Genomic DNA, 16,689 nt, shown 5'->3' with positions numbered 1-16,689 from the left:
ACATCGAGTACGACACCGCCACCACCCACCGCCACCCCCCGCATATCCGCCCGCGGACGTGGGCATACGGCACCAATGGCCCGCGTCCCCGCCGCAGTCCTGCACGTCCTGGCCGAGGTGATGAACCGCATCCGCAGCGCCCCGCACGCCCTCACCCGCCGCCACCGCGCCCGCCCGGCGACCACGACGGCGGACCTCACCCCCCGCACCCACCCCTGGACCCGCGCCCTGGGCCTCGTCACCGTCGTCCTGCTCGGAGCCTGGCTCGGCCTGCTGATCGTGGGCAACGTACGCGTCCCGGTCGGCCCCATGAACACGACGATGACCCTGCGCCCCTCCCTGACCGGCGGCACGAAGATCAACGTCTCACCGCTGGGCGCCCTCCAGCTCGACAGCCACATCGCCCCCGTCCGCCTCGACGTCAACGTCGACCAACTCGACCCGGACCGCTCCCAGGCACTCGTCGACCACCCCGAACGCCTCTCCGGCCTCCAGGACGAAGTCGCGCAGGACGTCGAACAGGGCACGCTCGACCTGGCCCTCCGCTCCTGCGTCGCCGTCGTCACCGGCGCCACCGCCCTCGGCCTCGCCGTCTACCGCCGCCCCCGCCGCGCCCTCGCGGCCGGCGGACTCGCCCTCACCCTCCTCGTCGCCTCCGGCGGCACCGCGTACGCGACCTGGAACCCCGACTCCGTCCTGGAACCCAAGTTCTCCGGCCTGCTCTCCTCCGCACCGTCCCTGGTCGGCAACGCACGCAGCATCGTCACCGAGTTCGACGTCTACCAGAAGGAACTGGCCCGCCTGGTGACGAACGTGACCAAGCTCTACGACGTCACCTCCACGCTCCCCGCCTACCAGCCCGACCCCACCACGATCCGCGTCCTGCACGTGTCGGACATCCACCTCAACCCGGCGAGCTGGAAGATCATCGCCTCGCTGGTGCGCCAGTACAAGGTGAACGTGATCGTCGACTCCGGCGACACCATGGACCACGGCACCGCCGCGGAGAACGGCTTCCTCGACCCCATCGAGGACCTCGGCGCCCCCTACGTCTGGGTCCGCGGCAACCACGACTCCCGCGCCACCCAGGACTACCTGGAGGGCCTCGCGAACGTGCACGTCCTGGACGACGGCCGGGCCCGCACGATCGCCGGCCTGCGCTTCGCCGGCATCGGCGATCCGCAGTACACCCCGGACCGCTCCACGAAGCCCGGCGCCGAGGCCTCCCAGGAACTGGCCGGCGCCCGACTGGCCTCCGCCCTGCGCGACCAGACCAGGGCCGGCACCCCCGTGGACGTCGCCGTCGCCCACGAACCGTCGGCGGCCCGCGAGACCGACGGGACGGTCCCGCTGGTGCTGGCCGGCCACGTCCACCACGAGGACATGGAGGTCATGAAGTACGGCACCCGGCTCCGCATCGAGGGCTCCACCGGCGGCAGCGGCCTGCGCGCCGTCGAGGGCAAGCACCCCGACCCGGTCCAGGCGTCGATCCTCTACTTCGACCGGGACAGCCGACGCCTCCAGGCCTGGGACGAGATCAGGCTCGGCGGCCTGGGCCTGACGACGGCCGAGGTCAGCCGCCACCTGCCGAAGGAGAACCAGCCGGGCGCGACACCGTCACCGTCCGGCACGGACCCGTCCCCGACGGACGCCACCGGTCCCCCGGGCAGCCCGGCTCCCCGCACTCCGTAAACCGTTTTGGCGATACCTCCCGCCATCCCATATGCTTCTCACGTCCCCGACGCGCTGAAAGGCGCGCAGGCGGGCCGATAGCCCTCATCGTCTAGCGGCCTAGGACGCCGCCCTTTCAAGGCGGTAGCACGGGTTCGAATCCCGTTGGGGGCACGCGGTACATGTGCGACACTGTCGTACGAAGCTTGGTCCTGTGGAGCAGTTTGGAGTGCTCGCCACCCTGTCAAGGTGGAGGCCGCGGGTTCAAATCCCGTCAGGACCGCTGAGGTTTCACGTGAAACCTCGCGGCTGGGTAGCTCAGTTGGTACGAGCGATCGCCTGAAAAGCGATAGGTCGCCGGTTCGACCCCGGCCCCAGCCACAGCAAAGGCCCCGATCTTCGGATCGGGGCCCTGTTGTATGTACGTCTCGTGCATCGTCGCTCCGTGTACGAGCGTCCGCGTCCGCTGCCGGCCAAACACCCCGGCTTGCAGCTCGGCCCCGCCGACGGCTTCGGCGTAACCGGCGCATCCAGCCCTAGACGATCAGTCTGAGGGCAGGGACCTGTGACTCGGCCCCGCAGACCCACACCCACCAGCCGCGACGGCCGATGACGTGGGACGCATTCAGGTCGGCGTGCTCAACGAAGCCGCAGGACCTGCAGGCGAACACGGCCTGGGAGGGCCGGTTGCGCTTGTCGATGTGATGGCACCGGGAGCATTCCTGGCTGGTGTACGCCGGGCTGACGTGCACCACGGGCACTCCGGCCTTGCGTGCCTTGTAGGCGATGAAGGAGCCGAGCTGCCCGAAGGCCCAGGAGTTCATCGTGACGCGTTGGGGCTTCTTCAGCCGTGCCCGTTCGCGGATGCCGCTCAGATCTTCGAGGGCGATGCCGCGACCGGTGCGTTGTGCCTCCGTCACGATGTGCTTGCTGATCTTGTGGTTGATGTCGCGGGTGCGCCGTGCCTGCCTGCCCGCGTGGCGTTTGGCCCGTCGTGCGGCCGAGCGGGTCTTCTTCTTGGCGAGGCGGCGGTACAGGCGGCGGTCGTTTTGCCGAGCGCGGTTGGTCTGTCGGCCGCTGTGCCGCCTGCCGGTCGAGGTGGTGGCGATGTTCTCGATGCCGAGGTCGACGCCGATGAAGTCCCGTGGGGCGGGGTTCTGTGGTGGTTCGGGGACGTCGATGGTGGCCAGCAGGTACCAGTGGCCGTTCTGGTGGAGCAGGTCGGATTGTCCCTGGCGTCGGTGGGCGAGGAGGAGCAGTTGGTCTTCCTGGCCGGTGTAGGGGATGCGTTTCATGCGGCCCTGGACGGTCCAGATGGACACGGTTCGCTGCTCGGTCTGCCAGGAGAGCATGCGGTCGTCGTAGGGCTGGGCGGCGTCGGGGCGGAAGGTGAGGGGTTTGCTGGTGGCTTTGGTGTGGCGTTTGGTGCCGGGGCGGCCGAGGTGGCCGGCTTTGAGGCTCCCGTGGAGTGACGCGTATGCGTCGCTGGCCTTCTTGATGGCGAGCTGTGCGGCTTGGGCTCCGAGGCCGAAGCGTTCCTTGATCTGAAGGTAGATCTGGGTGCGGAGCTCGCGGTTTTCCTTGATGCCGGTGGTGAAGGCGTGTCGGGATGCGTGGTTGGCGGCTTCGTTGCAGGTGCGCAGGGTGGCCTGTAGGGCCGATGCCTGGTGGGGTGTCGGCAGGAGTTTCACGCGGATGGCGAGCTTCACGGATGAGAATCTAGATCGCGAGGTCGGTTCGGTCTGGCGATCGACTGTCGATCACCTCTTCCAGCGATCATTCGCACAGGCGATCGAGGGCGGTTCGCATCTGCGGTGCTGCTGTCCTGCGTGGTCCGGGGTGGGCGCGACAAATCGTTCGCCAGGTATTTCCCGGAGGTGAGATCCTGGATCGCGTATGTCTACGCACTCTGCCCCCGCCGCCCCGGCTTTCGGCACCCTCGCCCCCCGGCTGACCGAGCTGTCGCTGCGCGACGCGCACCGGCTCGGCCGCAGGCTGGAGGGTGCGCGGAAGATCCGTAAGCCGGAGGCCCGCGCCGCCGTCCTCGCCGAGATCGAGACGGAGGTGGCCAAGGCCGAGCAGCGCATCGCCGAACGGCGGGCCCGTGTGCCCTCCGTCAGCTACCCCGAGCAGCTTCCGGTCAGCCAGAAGAAGGACGAGATCGCGGCGGCCATCCGTGATCACCAGGTCGTGATCGTCGCCGGTGAGACCGGCTCCGGCAAGACCACGCAGATCCCGAAGATCTGCGTCGAGCTGGGCCGTGGTGTCCGCGGCATGATCGGGCACACCCAGCCGCGTCGGATCGCCGCGCGCACCGTCGCCGAGCGGGTGGCGGACGAGCTGGACACGCCCCTCGGCGAGGCCGTCGGCTGGAAGGTGCGCTTCACCGACCAGGTGAACCCGGACGCCACGTTCATCAAGCTGATGACGGACGGCATCCTGCTCGCCGAGATCCAGACCGACCGCGAGCTGCGCGCCTACGACACGATCATCATCGACGAGGCGCACGAGCGGTCCCTCAACATCGACTTCCTGCTGGGCTACCTCTCCCAGCTGCTGCCGAAGCGTCCCGATCTCAAGGTCGTCATCACCTCGGCGACGATCGATCCCGAGCGCTTCTCCCGGCACTTCGGTGACGCCCCGATCATCGAGGTCAGCGGGCGGACGTATCCCGTGGAGGTGCGGTACCGGCCGTTGCTGGAGGAGGACGGCGACGACGCCGACCGGGACCAGATCACGGCGATCACCGATGCCGTCGAGGAGCTGATGGCCGAGGGGAAGGGTGACATCCTCGTCTTCCTCTCCGGTGAGCGGGAGATCCGGGACACGGCGGACGCGCTGGAGAAGAAGAAGTACCGGTTCACCGAGGTCCTGCCGTTGTACGCGCGGCTCTCGCACGCCGAGCAGCACCGTGTCTTCCAGCAGCACACGGGGCGCCGGATCGTGCTGGCGACCAACGTCGCCGAGACCTCCCTGACCGTCCCGGGCATCAAGTACGTCATCGACCCGGGTTTCGCCCGCATCTCCCGTTACAGCCACCGCACCAAGGTGCAGCGGTTGCCGATCGAGCCGATCTCGCAGGCCAGCGCCAACCAGCGCAAGGGCCGCTGCGGTCGTACGTCCGACGGCATCTGCATCCGGTTGTACTCCGAGGACGACTTCAACGCCCGTCCGGAGTTCACGGACGCGGAGATCCTCCGCACCAATCTGGCCTCCGTCATCCTTCAGATGACCGCGGCCGGTCTCGGTGACATCGAGAAGTTCCCGTTCATCGATCCGCCGGACCACCGCAACATCCGCGACGGTGTGCAGTTGCTGCAGGAGCTGGGCGCGCTGGATCCGGCGCAGAAGGACGTGCGCAAGCGGCTGACGGACACGGGCCGCAAGCTCGCTCAGTTGCCGGTGGACCCGCGGCTGGCCCGGATGGTGCTGGAGGCGGACAAGAACGGTTGTGTCCGCGAGGTCATGGTCATAGCGGCGGCGCTGTCGATCCAGGATCCGCGGGAGCGGCCGGCGGAGAAGCAGGCGCAGGCCGACCAGCAGCACGCCCGGTTCAAGGACGAGAGCAGTGACTTCCTCGCTTTTCTCAATCTCTGGCGGTACGTGCGCGAGCAGCAGAAGGAGCGCGGCTCGTCGTCCTTCCGTCGGATGTGCAAGCAGGAGTACCTGAACTTCCTGCGCATCCGTGAGTGGCAGGACATCTACACGCAGCTGCGCACGGTCGCCAGGCAGATGGGCATCCACCTCAACGACGAGGAGCATCCCGCGCCCGACGACCGGGTGCATGTGTCCTTGTTGGCGGGCCTGCTCTCCCACGTCGGTATGAAGGACGTGAAGGAGGGGGCGAAGAACGAGTACCTGGGCGCGCGCAACGCCAAGTTCGCGATCTTCCCCGGTTCGGCGCTGTTCAAGAAGCCGCCGCGTTTCGTGATGTCGGCGGAGCTGGTGGAGACGTCCCGGCTCTGGGCCCGTGTCAACGCGAAGATCGAACCGGAGTGGGTGGAGCCGCTCGCCGGGCACCTGCTCAAGCGCACCTACAGCGAGCCGCACTGGGAGAAGGACCAGGCGGCGGTGATGGCGTACGAGAAGGTGACGCTGTACGGCGTGCCGATCGTGGCGCAGCGCAAGGTGAACTACGGGCGGATCGATCCGGAGGTCAGCCGCGAGCTGTTCATCCGCAACGCCCTGGTCGAGGGCGACTGGCGGACGCACCACAAGTTCTTCGCGGACAACCGCAGGCTGTTGACCGAGGTCGAGGAGCTGGAGCACCGCGCCCGGCGCCGGGACATCCTGGTCGACGACGAGACGCTGTACGACTTCTACGACCAGCGGGTGCCCGAGCACGTCGTCTCGGGGGCGCACTTCGACTCGTGGTGGAAGCACAAGCGGCACGAGCAGCCCGACTTCCTCGACTTCGAGCGCGAGATGCTCATCAACGAGAAGGCGGGGGCGGTCACCAAGGACGATTATCCGGACTCCTGGCGTCAGGGGCCGTTGAAGTTCCGCGTGACGTACCAGTTCGAGCCGGGGGCGGACGCGGACGGTGTGACCGTCCACATTCCGCTCCAGGTGCTCAACCAGGTCACGGACGAGGGCTTCGACTGGCAGATCCCGGGTCTGCGGGAGCAGGTCGTCACGGAGCTGATCCGATCCCTGCCCAAGCCGATCCGCCGCAACTACGTGCCGGCGCCGAACTACGCGCAGGCGTTCCTGGAGCGGGCCGTCCCGATGCAGGAGCCGCTGACGGTGACCATGGCGCGGGAGCTCAAGCGCATGGTGGGGGTGCCCTTCGAGGCGGAGGACTTCGACTGGGCCAAGGTCCCCGACCATTTGAAGATCACGTTCCGGATCGTCGACGAGCGGCGTCGCAAGCTGGCCGAGGACAAGGATCTGGAGGCCCTGAAGCTCCGGTTGAAGCCGAAGGCGCGCAAGGCGCTGTCGCAGGCCGCGGCGGCCATCGCCGAGCGCAGTGGCGGCGAGTCCCTGGAGCGCTCCGGTCTGACGGACTGGACGATCGGCACGCTGTCCCGGGTCTTCGAGACGCGCCGGGCCGGTCAGCCGGTGAAGGCCTACCCGGCGCTGGTCGACGACGGGGACACGGTGTCCGTGCGTCTCTTCGACACCGAGGCCGAGCAGGCCCAGGCGATGTGGAGGGGCACGCGTCGGCTGATCCTGCGCAACATCCCGGTCAATCCGGCGAAGTTCGCGTCCGAGAAGCTGACGAACCAGCAGAAGCTGGGTCTGTCCGCGAATCCGCACGGTTCGATCCAGGCCCTGTTCGACGACTGCGCCATGGCGGCGGCCGACAAGCTGATCACCGACTTCGGCGGACCGACGTGGGACGAGGAGTCGTACCGGAAGCTCTACGACAAGGTCCGCGCGGAGATCGTCGACACGACCGTCCGTACGGTGGGCCAGGTGCAGCAGGTGCTGACCGCCTGGCAGGCCTGTGAGCGCCGCCTGAAGGCCGTGCGGAGTCCCGCGCTGCTGCCGAACCTCCAGGACGTGCGGACGCAGCTGGACGGCCTGGTGAAGCCCGGTTTCGTGACGGCGGCGGGCATCGGGCGGCTGCCGGACCTGATGCGCTACCTGGTCGCCGCCGACCGCCGCCTCCAGCAGATGCCGGCCAACGTCCAGCGGGACACGACCCGCATGGAGAAGGTCCACGAGATGCAGGACGAGTACGCGTGGCTGCTGGAGCAGATGCCGCGGGGGCGGCCGGTCCCGCGGCAGGTCCTGGACGTCCGCTGGATGATCGAGGAGCTGCGGGTCAGCTACTTCGCCCACGCGCTGGGGACGGCGTACCCGATCTCCGACAAGCGGATCGTGAAGGCGATCGACGCGCTGGCACCGTAGCGGCGGTGCCGTGACGAGAAGCGCACGGAGGGTGAGTTCGACCCCGGGCCCGCCCTCCTGTAGAGTCCTTCTCGCAGCGCAACGCACGAAGGGCGCCGCAAAACCTGGTCCTGTGGAGCAGTTTGGAGTGCTCGCCACCCTGTCAAGGTGGAGGCCGCGGGTTCAAATCCCGTCAGGACCGCAGTAAGAAGACCCGCACCGATCGGTGCGGGTCTTCTGCGTTCGCCTCAGCGTCTCGTGCGACATGCTCGTCGCCCCGCCCAGGCGGACGCCGCGCCCGCGGCGCAACTGCAATCGGACACGGCACATCCCGTCAGGACCGCAGCGCAGAGGGCCCGAGAGGGGCACTGAGGGCTTGGGGAGCCCTCAGTGCCCCTCTCGCGGCCTTGACGACGTCACATTCGCTCGGTACTCCAGAGGCAGAGCACGTTCTCCGTACGGCCCCGGAGGTGGCGTATGGCGGCAGCGGTCAGGCACGAGACGCGGGCGCTGCTCCGCGCGCACCTGTCGGCCGCGTCGTCGTACCGCCATCTGACGCGCCACTGTCCGATCTGCCACCGGCTGCTGCGGCTGGCGTGGGATTCCGCCGCCCCGCCGGTCCAGTCCCCGCTCCTGCGTCCGACGGGCCGTCAAGAGGTCGTCGAGGGCGAGGGCGCCGCCGGCGCGTGAGCCTGTCCGGCCCCAACGCCCCTGTCCCGGCAGGCTGCTGGAACCGTCGGCTCCATTAGCGCACATGTGCCAGAGTCAACAAGCGCCAGGCCGTGTGACGGGTGTCACCGCATGAGTTTTGGAAACGGTGGCACTTACGCCTCTCCTACAACTGGACGATTTAATATGTGCAATTGCACTCTCCCGGAGGGTGCTTTCGCACCTTCCTCCACGGCCCGTTCACAGCGGATCCGACAGCCTCGCCCAGAGTCCGACAAGGCCGCTCTCGGCGGCCCGAGGGCCGGCACAAAAAAATCGCGCTGGACCCGGCGGAGTCCAGCGCGATCCACGACGTACCCGACCGTTCGTCCGACGTGTTCGAACGGCTTGGGCGTGGGGCCTGTTGGGGCAGGACCCGCGTCGGGTGGAGCTGTGGTTCCAGGCGCTCCGGCAGGTTGGGGGACCTGCCGTTCTGCCCGGTTATGCGATGGTTCAGGCCTCGCTGCGCTGCTGCGGAATGCCCGCAAGCAGAGCGCGGACCTCGGCCTCGCGGTAGCGGCGATGCCCGCCGAGCGTGCGGATCGACGTGAGCTTGCCGGCCTTCGCCCAGCGCGTGACCGTCTTCGGGTCGACGCGGAACATGGTGGCGACCTCAGCCGGGGTCAGCAGCGGCTCGGCATCAGGGGTGCGAGCGGTCATGAGCGGCCTCCTCGGGAGAACCGAACCTTCTCGGTTCTTTCCTCTAAATTCTGCACCTTGACCCGCGTTGCCCGAAATGGCGGACGCGAGTCGAGTCGGTTATAGGACGAACGGCTTGTCCTCGGCACTACAACTACACCATCCGTCCAGCCGCGTCGGCCAAACCGATGGAATTGCCCTCCCAGGTGTTCATCAGCGACGGATGCCGATGGACCATGCCATAGCGGACAGTCACGCCCCTGTGACGATCAGTCACAGGATGATCAGACGCCACCAGACCCCCCAAAGCGTGCAATGCTGAGATTCCGCCCACAGTGCATCACAACAGGACGGAAGGAGCCCTCCCCGGACTCCTTGTCCTATTTTGGCATGAGGAGAGGGAAGGGGCGCAAGAGTGGCGTACGTGCGGTCCGTCACGCTTGACACATACGCCCGGATCGGGACGTACGTCCTCGGGTGACGGCGTATCAGGTCACACCGAACAGGCGTCTGAGCGAGAGACGAAACCCCACATCGGGCGGTACGTCAAACGTCAGTTCGCCGACCGCCGGTCCCGCACCGACCGCCACCGCTCCACCAGCCGCCCGTACGCGGCGCCCGCCGTCGCCCCGTCCCCGTCGCGCAGCGCCTCGATGCCCTCGGCCACGTCCGCCGCCGAGTGGTCGTCCTCCAGCTCTCCGGCCGGCAGGGCGTGCACCAGTCCGCCGTAGTCCAGTTCCACCAGTGAGCGCGGGTGGAACTCCTCGAGCCAGCGCCCCACGTCCACCAGGCCGTCGATCAGCGGCCCCTCGTCCATGGCCTCCTTCAGCGCCCGCAGCCCCCGGGCGACCCGCCGCCGCGCCTGCACCATCGGCGTCCGGTAGCGCAGCACCGGCGCCGCCGCCCCGGCACCGTCGCCGCCCTTGTCGTACTCCCGTTCCTCGTCGGCGACCAGCACGAACCAGTTGATCGGCACCTGCCAGGTGGCCGTGCGGATCCAGGGGCGGGCGTCGGGGTTGCCCTCCAGCCAGCGCTCGTAGTCCTGCCTGGTCTGGCGGCGCACGACCGGAGGGAGCAGGGCGTCCAGGACGGGCTCGGGAAAGTCCTCGGCCAGCTCTCCGAGGGCCTGCCAGCCGCGCAGCCGGGTCCGCCAGGGACACACGCAGACCACCCCGTCGACCTCGGTCACGAAGGCGTCGCCGCTCTCGTGCACCGGGACCGGCACGGGCGGGGTGGGCAGCAGGTCGGTCAGGGAACGGCGCAGTTCGTCCTGGTAGGAGGGCAGGTCGGTGCGGCGGGCGTAACGGGCCCAGTGGGCGCGCTCCGGCTCGGGGAAGGCGGCCAGCGGCTCGTAGACGCGCAGGTACGCCGCGTAGGGGACGATCACCGAGGACACCTTGGGCACGCCTGCTCCCTCCCCCGCACCCCGCTTCGAAAACCTGCGGGAGCCGATCACAAACGCGCGGGAATCTCTGCAAATCGTCGCACGTCCGTACTCCGTGTGGAGGTGATCTCGGGCACTGTGCGGCGGGCGGCCACCACCAGGCTCTAATCTCGTGCCACAGTCCCCGCCACCCGCACGGGGACCGTCTTCACCCGCCGCACCTACACAGGAGTCACCACCGTGACCGACGTAACCGGCGCACCTGCTGATGTACTGCACACCCTGTTCCACTCGGACCAGGGGGGTCATGAGCAAGTCGTGCTCTGCCAGGACCGTGCCAGCGGCCTCAAGGCCGTCATCGCCCTCCACTCCACCGCCCTGGGTCCCGCGCTCGGCGGTACGCGCTTCTACCCGTACGCGAACGAGGCGGAGGCCGTCACCGACGCGCTGAACCTCGCGCGCGGGATGTCGTACAAGAACGCCATGGCCGGCCTCGACCACGGCGGCGGCAAGGCCGTGATCATCGGCGACCCGGAGCAGATCAAGACCGAGGAGCTGCTGCTCGCCTACGGCCGGTTCGTCGCCTCGCTCGGCGGCCGCTACGTCACCGCCTGCGACGTCGGCACCTACGTGGCCGACATGGACGTCGTGGCGCGCGAGTGCCGCTGGACGACCGGGCGCTCCCCCGAGAACGGCGGCGCGGGCGACTCGTCCGTGCTCACCTCCTTCGGCGTCTACCAGGGCATGCGGGCCGCCGCCCAGCACCTGTGGGGCGACCCGACGCTGCGCGACCGCACGATCGGCATCGCCGGCGTCGGCAAGGTCGGCCACCACCTGGTCGAGCACCTGCTCGCCGAGGGCGCGCACGTGGTCGTCACGGACGTGCGCAAGGACGTCGTGCGGGCCCTCACCGAGCGGCACCCGTCGGTGATCGCCGTCGCCGACACGGACGCGCTGATCCGGGTCGAGAACCTGGACATCTACGCCCCCTGCGCGCTCGGCGGCGCGCTGAACGACGACACGGTGCCGGTGCTGACCGCGAAGGTGGTGTGCGGCGCGGCCAACAACCAGCTCGCCCACCCGGGCATCGAGAAGGACCTCGCCGACCGCGGGATCCTCTACGCGCCCGACTACGTGGTGAACGCCGGCGGTGTCATCCAGGTCGCCGACGAGCTGCACGGCTTCGACTTCGAGCGGTGCAAGGCGAAGGCCGCGAAGATCTTCGACACCACGCTCGCAATCTTCGCACGTGCGAAGGAGGACGGTATTCCGCCGGCCGCCGCGGCCGACCGGATCGCCGAGCAGCGGATGTCGGAGGCGCGCGCGCGGCGCTGACCGGAGACCGCCCTCCGCGCTGTGCGGAGGGCGGTCCGGCGGCCGTGTTCGAACGCTTGTCCGGTACCCGCCGGGGGGCAGTTGGAGAGAACTCTCACTTCTCCCGGCGGGTCGGCCGTCGAAAGGTGGTTAAAATCGCCGTTGACCAGCGAGGACGGGGCGCCTCGAAGGTCCTGGGCGTAGCCACGTCCTGCGGGCGACGTACCGTATGGGCGTGGGCTCAGGTACCGTGGAAGCCCTACGGACCGGTCTCTCCGCGGAGAGCCCGTTCCGGACCATGAACGCGTGTCAAGACTCTGGGGCCGTCGAGCCCCGTCGTTGAGGGGGTCGAGCCATGGGGCGCGGCCGGGCCAAGGCCAAGCAGACGAAGGTCGCCCGCCAGCTGAAGTACAACAGCGGTGGGACTGATCTCTCCCGCCTGGCCGAGGAGCTGGGCGCATCGACGTCGAGTCCGCAACCGCCTAACGGCGGGCGGTTCGAGGACGATGAGCAGGACGACGAGCTGTACGCAAAGTACGCCGACCTCTACGAGGACGACGAGGACGAGGACGGCCAGTCCCCGCAGCATCGTCGCGGCGCTTGACCCTGCACTGAACACTCACCCGGTCGGTGACTTCGGTCACCGACCGGGTTCTGTGCTACCCGCATCGCCGTGCCGGTCTCGGCTCAGCGGGCGTAGTCGCCGGTCATCGTGGCGCCCGTGCTGTGGTCGCCGCGGTCGGTGATCTCGCCGGCCACCCAGGCGTCGACGCCGCGGTCGGCGAGGGTCGCCAGCGCCACGTCGGCGGACTCCTGGGGCACGACGGCGATCATGCCGACGCCCATGTTCAGGGTCTTCTCCAGCTCCAGGCGCTCGACCTTGCCGGTCCGTCCGACGAGGTCGAAGACCGGGGCCGGGGTCCAGGTGGAGCGGTCGACGGTGGCGTGCAGGCCGTCGGGGATCACGCGGGCCAGGTTGGCCGCGAGTCCGCCGCCGGTGACGTGGCTGAAGGCGTGCACCTCGGTGGTGCGCGTCAGGGCCAGGCAGTCCAGCGAGTAGATCTTCGTCGGCTCCAGGAGCTCCTCGCCGAGGGTGCGGCCGAGGTCGTCCACGTGCGCGTCCAGGGCCAGGCCGGCCTCGTTCAGCAGCACGTGGCGGACGAGTGAGTACCCGTTCGAGTGAAGCCCGGAGGCGGCCATCGCGACGACCGCGTCACCCTTGCGGATACGGTCCGGGCCGAGCAGCCGGTCGGCCTCCACGACGCCCGTACCGGCGCCGGCGACGTCGAAGTCGTCCTCGCCGAGCAGGCCGGGGTGCTCGGCCGTCTCACCGCCCACCAGGGCGCAGCCGGCCAGGACACAGCCCTCGGCGATGCCCTTGACGATCGCGGCGACCCGCTCGGGGTGGACCTTGCCGACGCAGATGTAGTCGGTCATGAACAGCGGCTCGGCGCCGCACACCACGATGTCGTCCATGACCATGGCGACCAGGTCGTGGCCGATGGTGTCGTAGACGCCCAGCTGCCGGGCGATGTCGACCTTGGTGCCGACGCCGTCCGTGGCCGAGGCCAGCAGGGGGCGGTCGTACTTCTTGAGGGCGGAGGCGTCGAAGAGGCCGGCGAAACCGCCGAGGCCGCCGAGGACCTCGGGCCGCTGCGTCTTCTTGACCCATTCCTTCATGAGCTCGACGGCGCGGTCGCCCGCCTCGATGTCGACGCCCGCGGCTGCGTAGCTGGCACCAGTTGTGTCAGGCATGACGATGAGAACCTTTGTGTCGTACGGCAGGTATTGCGGACGGACGGCTACGGGCGACGGATGGCGTCGGCGGCGGCCGTGCCGGCGGGCCCGGCGGCCAGCTCGGTCTCCAGGAGCTGCTTGCCGAGCAGCTCGGGGTCGGGGAGCTCCATCGGGTACTCGCCGTCGAAGCAGGCGCGGCACAGGTTCGGCTTGGCGATGGTGGTCGCCTCGATCATGCCGTCGATGGAGATGTACGCCAGGGAGTCGGCGCCCAGCGAGGTGCCGATCTCGTCGATGCTCATGCCGTTGGCGATGAGCTCGGCGCGGGTGGCGAAGTCGATGCCGAAGAAGCAGGGCCACTTCACGGGCGGGGAGGAGATCCGGATGTGGACCTCGGCGGCACCGGCCTCGCGGAGCATGCGGACCAGGGCCCGCTGGGTGTTGCCGCGGACGATGGAGTCGTCCACGACGACCAGCCGCTTGCCCTTGATGACTTCCTTCAGGGGGTTCAGCTTCAGGCGGATGCCGAGCTGGCGGATGGTCTGCGAGGGCTGGATGAAGGTGCGGCCCACGTAGGCGTTCTTCACCAGGCCGTTGCCGAAGGGGATGCCGGAGGCCTCGGCGTATCCGATGGCGGCGGGGGTGCCGGACTCCGGGGTCGCTATGACGAGGTCGGCCTCCGCGGGGGCCTCCTTCGCGAGCCTGCGGCCCATCTCGACGCGCGAGAGGTAGACGTTGCGGCCGGCGATGTCGGTGTCCGGGCGGGCCAGGTACACGTACTCGAAGACGCAGCCCTTGGGCTTCGCTTCTGCGAATCGCGAGGTGCGCAGGCCGTTCTCGTCGATGGCGACGAACTCGCCCGGCTCGATCTCGCGGACGTAGGAGGCGCCGCAGATGTCGAGGGCGGCGGACTCGGAGGCGACGACCCAGCCGCGTTCCAGGCGGCCGAGGACCAGCGGGCGGATGCCCTGCGGGTCGCGGGCGGCGTAGAGCGTGTGCTCGTCCATGAAGACCAGGCTGAAGGCGCCCATGACCTGCGGGAGGACCGTGTGAGCGGCCTCCTCGATGGTCAGCGGCTTGCCGTCCTCGTCGACCTGGGCGGCGAGGAGCGCGGTCAGCAGGTCGGTGTCGTTGGTCGCCGCGACCCGCGTGGAGCGGCCTTCCTGCTTGGGCAGGTCGGCGACCATCTCGGCGAGCTGGGCGGTGTTGACGAGGTTGCCGTTGTGGCCGAGCGCGATGGAGCCCTGCGCGGTGGCCCGGAAGGTGGGCTGGGCGTTCTCCCACACGGACGCGCCGGTGGTCGAGTAGCGGGCGTGACCGACCGCGATGTGACCCTGGAGCGAACCGAGCGAGGTCTCGTCGAAGACCTGGGACACGAGGCCCATGTCCTTGAAGACGAGGATCTGGGAGCCGTTGCTGACCGCGATTCCCGCGGATTCCTGGCCCCGATGCTGGAGGGCGTAGAGCCCGAAGTACGTGAGCTTTGCGACCTCTTCGCCCGGAGCCCAGACACCGAAGACGCCACAAGCGTCCTGGGGGCCCTTCTCGCCGGGGAGTAGATCGTGATTGAGTCGACCGTCACCACGTGGCACGTTTCCGAGTGTAGGCGAGATCGACCACTGGTCCGAATTGGGGATCCCGGTTCACCTGCGGCTCATTCGCCGGCCACGGCCCGGACGGTGGTGCCGTCTTCGCTGGTCAGCGTCAGGGTTTCGTGATCGATCCGGTAGGCGACGCGGCCCTCGAAGAGGTGGAGCGTCCTCTTCTCGGCGTCCATGAGTGAGTCTTCGCACACCATTCGGGTGGTGACCGGAGCGCCGAGGGTGATATGTCCGTCGCGGACGGTGGCCCCGGCCTCGACGTGGTTGCAGGCGAGGCGGCCGGAGACGGTGCCCGCCTCCTTGTCGAAGGTGAGGTGGGCGCGGCCCTGCCCGGCGGGGGCGGTGACGGTCCACTCCGTGCCGTACAGGGGCGCGTCCTCGGGCCTGCTGAGACGGACCGCGTCGCCGGCGGAGGTGGTGAGGGTCAGGCGGTCGTCCGCCGTGTCGGCGGTGAGGGGACCGCCGGCGAGGACGCGGCCGAGGGACTTCTCGAAGTCCATGGAGGTCTTCTCGCAGCCCCTCTCCGTGAACGCGGCGTCGCTGAACCGGACGCGCTCGCCGTCGACGTCGGCGCGGGCGCCGAAGGTGTTGCAGCCGGTGCTGCCGGCCGCCTCCCCGTCGTCGTCGATCCGGACCCGTGCGGTGTCCGGTGCCCGGTGGGTGGTGCCGTCGACGGTGACGCTGTCGATGCTCCACCGGATGCCGGTGAAGGGCCGGTCCGCGCCCACGGAGCCGCTGCCGCCGTCCGCCGCCTGGCTGCCGCAGGCCGCCGCGAGCGGGACGAGCGCGGCGACGACCATCACGGTCAGGGTGCTGCTGCGCTGCTGCTTCTGCCTGTACATGCCGATTCGACGGAGGCTCGGAGGATCCGGTTCCCGTCAGCTCATCAGCGGCAGCAGTCCTCCGAGGTCGGCCCGCTCGCCGCTCGCGCTCACCTTCGCCTCCGCCACGGCGTCCTTCCAGGCCAGCCGCCCGGTCGCGAGCCGGATCCAGGTCAGCGGGTCGGTCTCGACCACGTTGGGCGGGGTGCCGCGGGTGTGCCGGGGGCCCTCGACGCACTGCACGACGGCGTACGGCGGTACCCGCACCTCCGTCGACCCGCCGGGCGCCTTCACGGCGAGCGCGTCGGCGAGCAGCCGGGTCGCGGCGGCCAGGGCCTGCCGGTCGTGGGGGATGTCGAGGCCGGGCACGGCGGCGTCGAGGTCGTCGGTGTGGACGACGAGTTCGACGGTGCGGGTGACGAGGTAGTCGTCCAGGGGCAGGGCGCCCGCGTTGGTCTCCAGGAGCCGGCTGCCGGGGTGCTCGGCGAGCAGCGCCCGCAGGCTCTCCTCGATGCCGGCGAGGTGGGCGTCGAGGTCGGGGTGGTCCGCGGCGAGCCTGCGGGTGAAGTCGTCGATCGCGGCGGAGTCGCCGGCGGTGGCGAAGGGCCACTCGACGACCTGGACGTCCTGCCGGGGCGGGGCGGGCCGGTCCACGGCACGGTGCAGGGCGGTCAGGGCCATCCCGATGTGCGCCACCAGGTCCCGTACGGTCCAGTCGCCCAGGCGGGTGGGCAGTGCGAGCTGCTCGGGGGTGAGGGTGCGCACGGCCGCCCGTACGTGCCCGAACTGGGCGAACACGGCGGCACGGGTGCGGGCGGGGTCGTAGGTGCGGGGGCGTCTCCTGGCGGGCGGCATGCAGGGAGCCTATGCGGACGCGGCGCCCGGTGGGGGGGGCCGGAAGTGGCCGTGCGGTTCGCAGGAGTTGGCGTGGTGCACGTGGGGCGACCGTTACTCGTACGTGTGTCTGACGGGGAAACCC

Annotated in this window: 12 protein-coding genes and 4 tRNA genes; 9 read left to right on the top strand and 7 right to left on the bottom strand. The window is 69.5% G+C overall.

The window, feature by feature from the left end; all coding sequences use genetic code 11:
• The first annotated feature begins 75 nt into the window (after positions 1-75).
• The 4 genes from JHAT_RS23970 to JHAT_RS23955 all read left to right on the top strand — a co-directional run bounded on the left by JHAT_RS23970 (position 76) and on the right by JHAT_RS23955 (position 2,052).
• The gene (locus JHAT_RS23970) at positions 76-1,692 is read left to right on the top strand and encodes a metallophosphoesterase (protein WP_107482004.1); all 1,617 of its coding nucleotides are present in this window, start codon (positions 76-78) and stop codon (positions 1,690-1,692) included.
• Between the two features lie 80 nt (positions 1,693-1,772).
• Positions 1,773-1,845, top strand: a tRNA-Glu gene (locus JHAT_RS23965).
• 34 nt (positions 1,846-1,879) lie between these two features.
• A tRNA-Asp gene (locus JHAT_RS23960) sits at positions 1,880-1,954 on the top strand.
• Positions 1,955-1,978: 24 nt separating this feature from the next.
• A tRNA-Phe gene (locus JHAT_RS23955) sits at positions 1,979-2,052 on the top strand.
• 155 nt (positions 2,053-2,207) lie between these two features.
• Here JHAT_RS23955 and JHAT_RS23950 read toward each other — a convergent pair.
• Complete coding sequence (locus tag JHAT_RS23950; protein ID WP_077800319.1) at positions 2,208-3,380, bottom strand: RNA-guided endonuclease TnpB family protein; 1,173 nt, start codon at positions 3,378-3,380, stop codon at positions 2,208-2,210.
• 187 nt (positions 3,381-3,567) lie between these two features.
• On the opposite strand from JHAT_RS23950, the gene hrpA reads away from it, so the two are divergent.
• The 3 genes from hrpA to JHAT_RS23935 all read left to right on the top strand — a co-directional run bounded on the left by hrpA (position 3,568) and on the right by JHAT_RS23935 (position 8,196).
• Positions 3,568-7,527, top strand: coding sequence for an ATP-dependent RNA helicase HrpA (gene hrpA, locus JHAT_RS23945; protein ID WP_077800318.1), 3,960 nt, complete (start codon positions 3,568-3,570; stop codon positions 7,525-7,527).
• Between the two features lie 106 nt (positions 7,528-7,633).
• Positions 7,634-7,708, top strand: a tRNA-Asp gene (locus JHAT_RS23940).
• A 275-nt stretch (positions 7,709-7,983) separates the two neighbouring features.
• A complete protein-coding gene (locus JHAT_RS23935) occupies positions 7,984-8,196 on the top strand; it encodes a DUF6274 family protein (protein WP_077800317.1) in 213 nt (70 codons plus the stop codon).
• Positions 8,197-8,667: 471 nt separating this feature from the next.
• Here JHAT_RS23935 and bldC read toward each other — a convergent pair whose 3' ends face one another.
• A complete protein-coding gene (gene bldC / locus JHAT_RS23930; RefSeq protein WP_003949541.1) occupies positions 8,668-8,874 on the bottom strand; it encodes a developmental transcriptional regulator BldC in 207 nt (68 codons plus the stop codon).
• Between the two features lie 532 nt (positions 8,875-9,406).
• Entirely contained in the window at positions 9,407-10,258 is an 852-nt protein-coding gene (locus tag JHAT_RS23925; protein ID WP_077800316.1) for a hypothetical protein, read from the bottom strand.
• 219 nt (positions 10,259-10,477) lie between these two features.
• Between JHAT_RS23925 and JHAT_RS23920 the strand changes: the two genes are divergently transcribed.
• Complete coding sequence (locus JHAT_RS23920) at positions 10,478-11,572, top strand: Glu/Leu/Phe/Val dehydrogenase dimerization domain-containing protein (protein WP_077800315.1); 1,095 nt, start codon at positions 10,478-10,480, stop codon at positions 11,570-11,572.
• Positions 11,573-11,906: 334 nt separating this feature from the next.
• On the top strand, positions 11,907-12,155 hold the full coding sequence (locus JHAT_RS23915; RefSeq protein ID WP_077800314.1) for a DUF3073 domain-containing protein: 249 nt from the start codon (positions 11,907-11,909) through the stop codon (positions 12,153-12,155).
• Between the two features lie 83 nt (positions 12,156-12,238).
• Here JHAT_RS23915 and purM read toward each other — a convergent pair whose 3' ends face one another.
• From purM to JHAT_RS23895, 4 genes are all read right to left on the bottom strand, one after another.
• The gene (gene purM, locus JHAT_RS23910; RefSeq protein ID WP_077800313.1) at positions 12,239-13,306 is read right to left on the bottom strand and encodes a phosphoribosylformylglycinamidine cyclo-ligase; all 1,068 of its coding nucleotides are present in this window, start codon (positions 13,304-13,306) and stop codon (positions 12,239-12,241) included.
• Positions 13,307-13,353: 47 nt separating this feature from the next.
• Positions 13,354-14,880, bottom strand: coding sequence for an amidophosphoribosyltransferase (gene purF / locus JHAT_RS23905; RefSeq protein ID WP_077800312.1), 1,527 nt, complete (start codon positions 14,878-14,880; stop codon positions 13,354-13,356).
• Between the two features lie 62 nt (positions 14,881-14,942).
• The gene (locus JHAT_RS23900; RefSeq protein ID WP_077800311.1) at positions 14,943-15,731 is read right to left on the bottom strand and encodes an META domain-containing protein; all 789 of its coding nucleotides are present in this window, start codon (positions 15,729-15,731) and stop codon (positions 14,943-14,945) included.
• Between the two features lie 36 nt (positions 15,732-15,767).
• Positions 15,768-16,565, bottom strand: coding sequence for a maleylpyruvate isomerase family mycothiol-dependent enzyme (locus JHAT_RS23895; RefSeq protein WP_077800310.1), 798 nt, complete (start codon positions 16,563-16,565; stop codon positions 15,768-15,770).
• Positions 16,566-16,689: the final 124 nt, after the last annotated feature.

The organism is Streptomyces sp. JHA26 (assembly GCF_002005565.1).
In the GTDB taxonomy this organism is placed as follows: Bacteria; Actinomycetota; Actinomycetes; order Streptomycetales; family Streptomycetaceae; genus Streptomyces.
The sequence above is the reverse complement of the archived record's forward strand: the minus strand, read 5'-3'. Positions and strand labels throughout refer to the sequence as shown.

Excerpts from the sequence above, each read along its gene's own strand:
- JHAT_RS23970 (WP_107482004.1), top strand. The coding sequence starts at position 76 with ATGGCCCGCGTCCCCGCCGCAGTCCTGCACGTCCTGGCCGAGGTGATG.
- hrpA (WP_077800318.1), top strand. The coding sequence starts at position 3,568 with ATGTCTACGCACTCTGCCCCCGCCGCCCCGGCTTTCGGCACCCTCGCC.
- JHAT_RS23935 (WP_077800317.1), top strand. The coding sequence starts at position 7,984 with ATGGCGGCAGCGGTCAGGCACGAGACGCGGGCGCTGCTCCGCGCGCAC.
- bldC (WP_003949541.1), bottom strand. The coding sequence starts at position 8,874 with ATGACCGCTCGCACCCCTGATGCCGAGCCGCTGCTGACCCCGGCTGAG.
- JHAT_RS23915 (WP_077800314.1), top strand. The coding sequence starts at position 11,907 with ATGGGGCGCGGCCGGGCCAAGGCCAAGCAGACGAAGGTCGCCCGCCAG.
- purM (WP_077800313.1), bottom strand. The coding sequence starts at position 13,306 with ATGCCTGACACAACTGGTGCCAGCTACGCAGCCGCGGGCGTCGACATC.
- JHAT_RS23900 (WP_077800311.1), bottom strand. The coding sequence starts at position 15,731 with ATGTACAGGCAGAAGCAGCAGCGCAGCAGCACCCTGACCGTGATGGTC.
- JHAT_RS23895 (WP_077800310.1), bottom strand. The coding sequence starts at position 16,565 with ATGCCGCCCGCCAGGAGACGCCCCCGCACCTACGACCCCGCCCGCACC.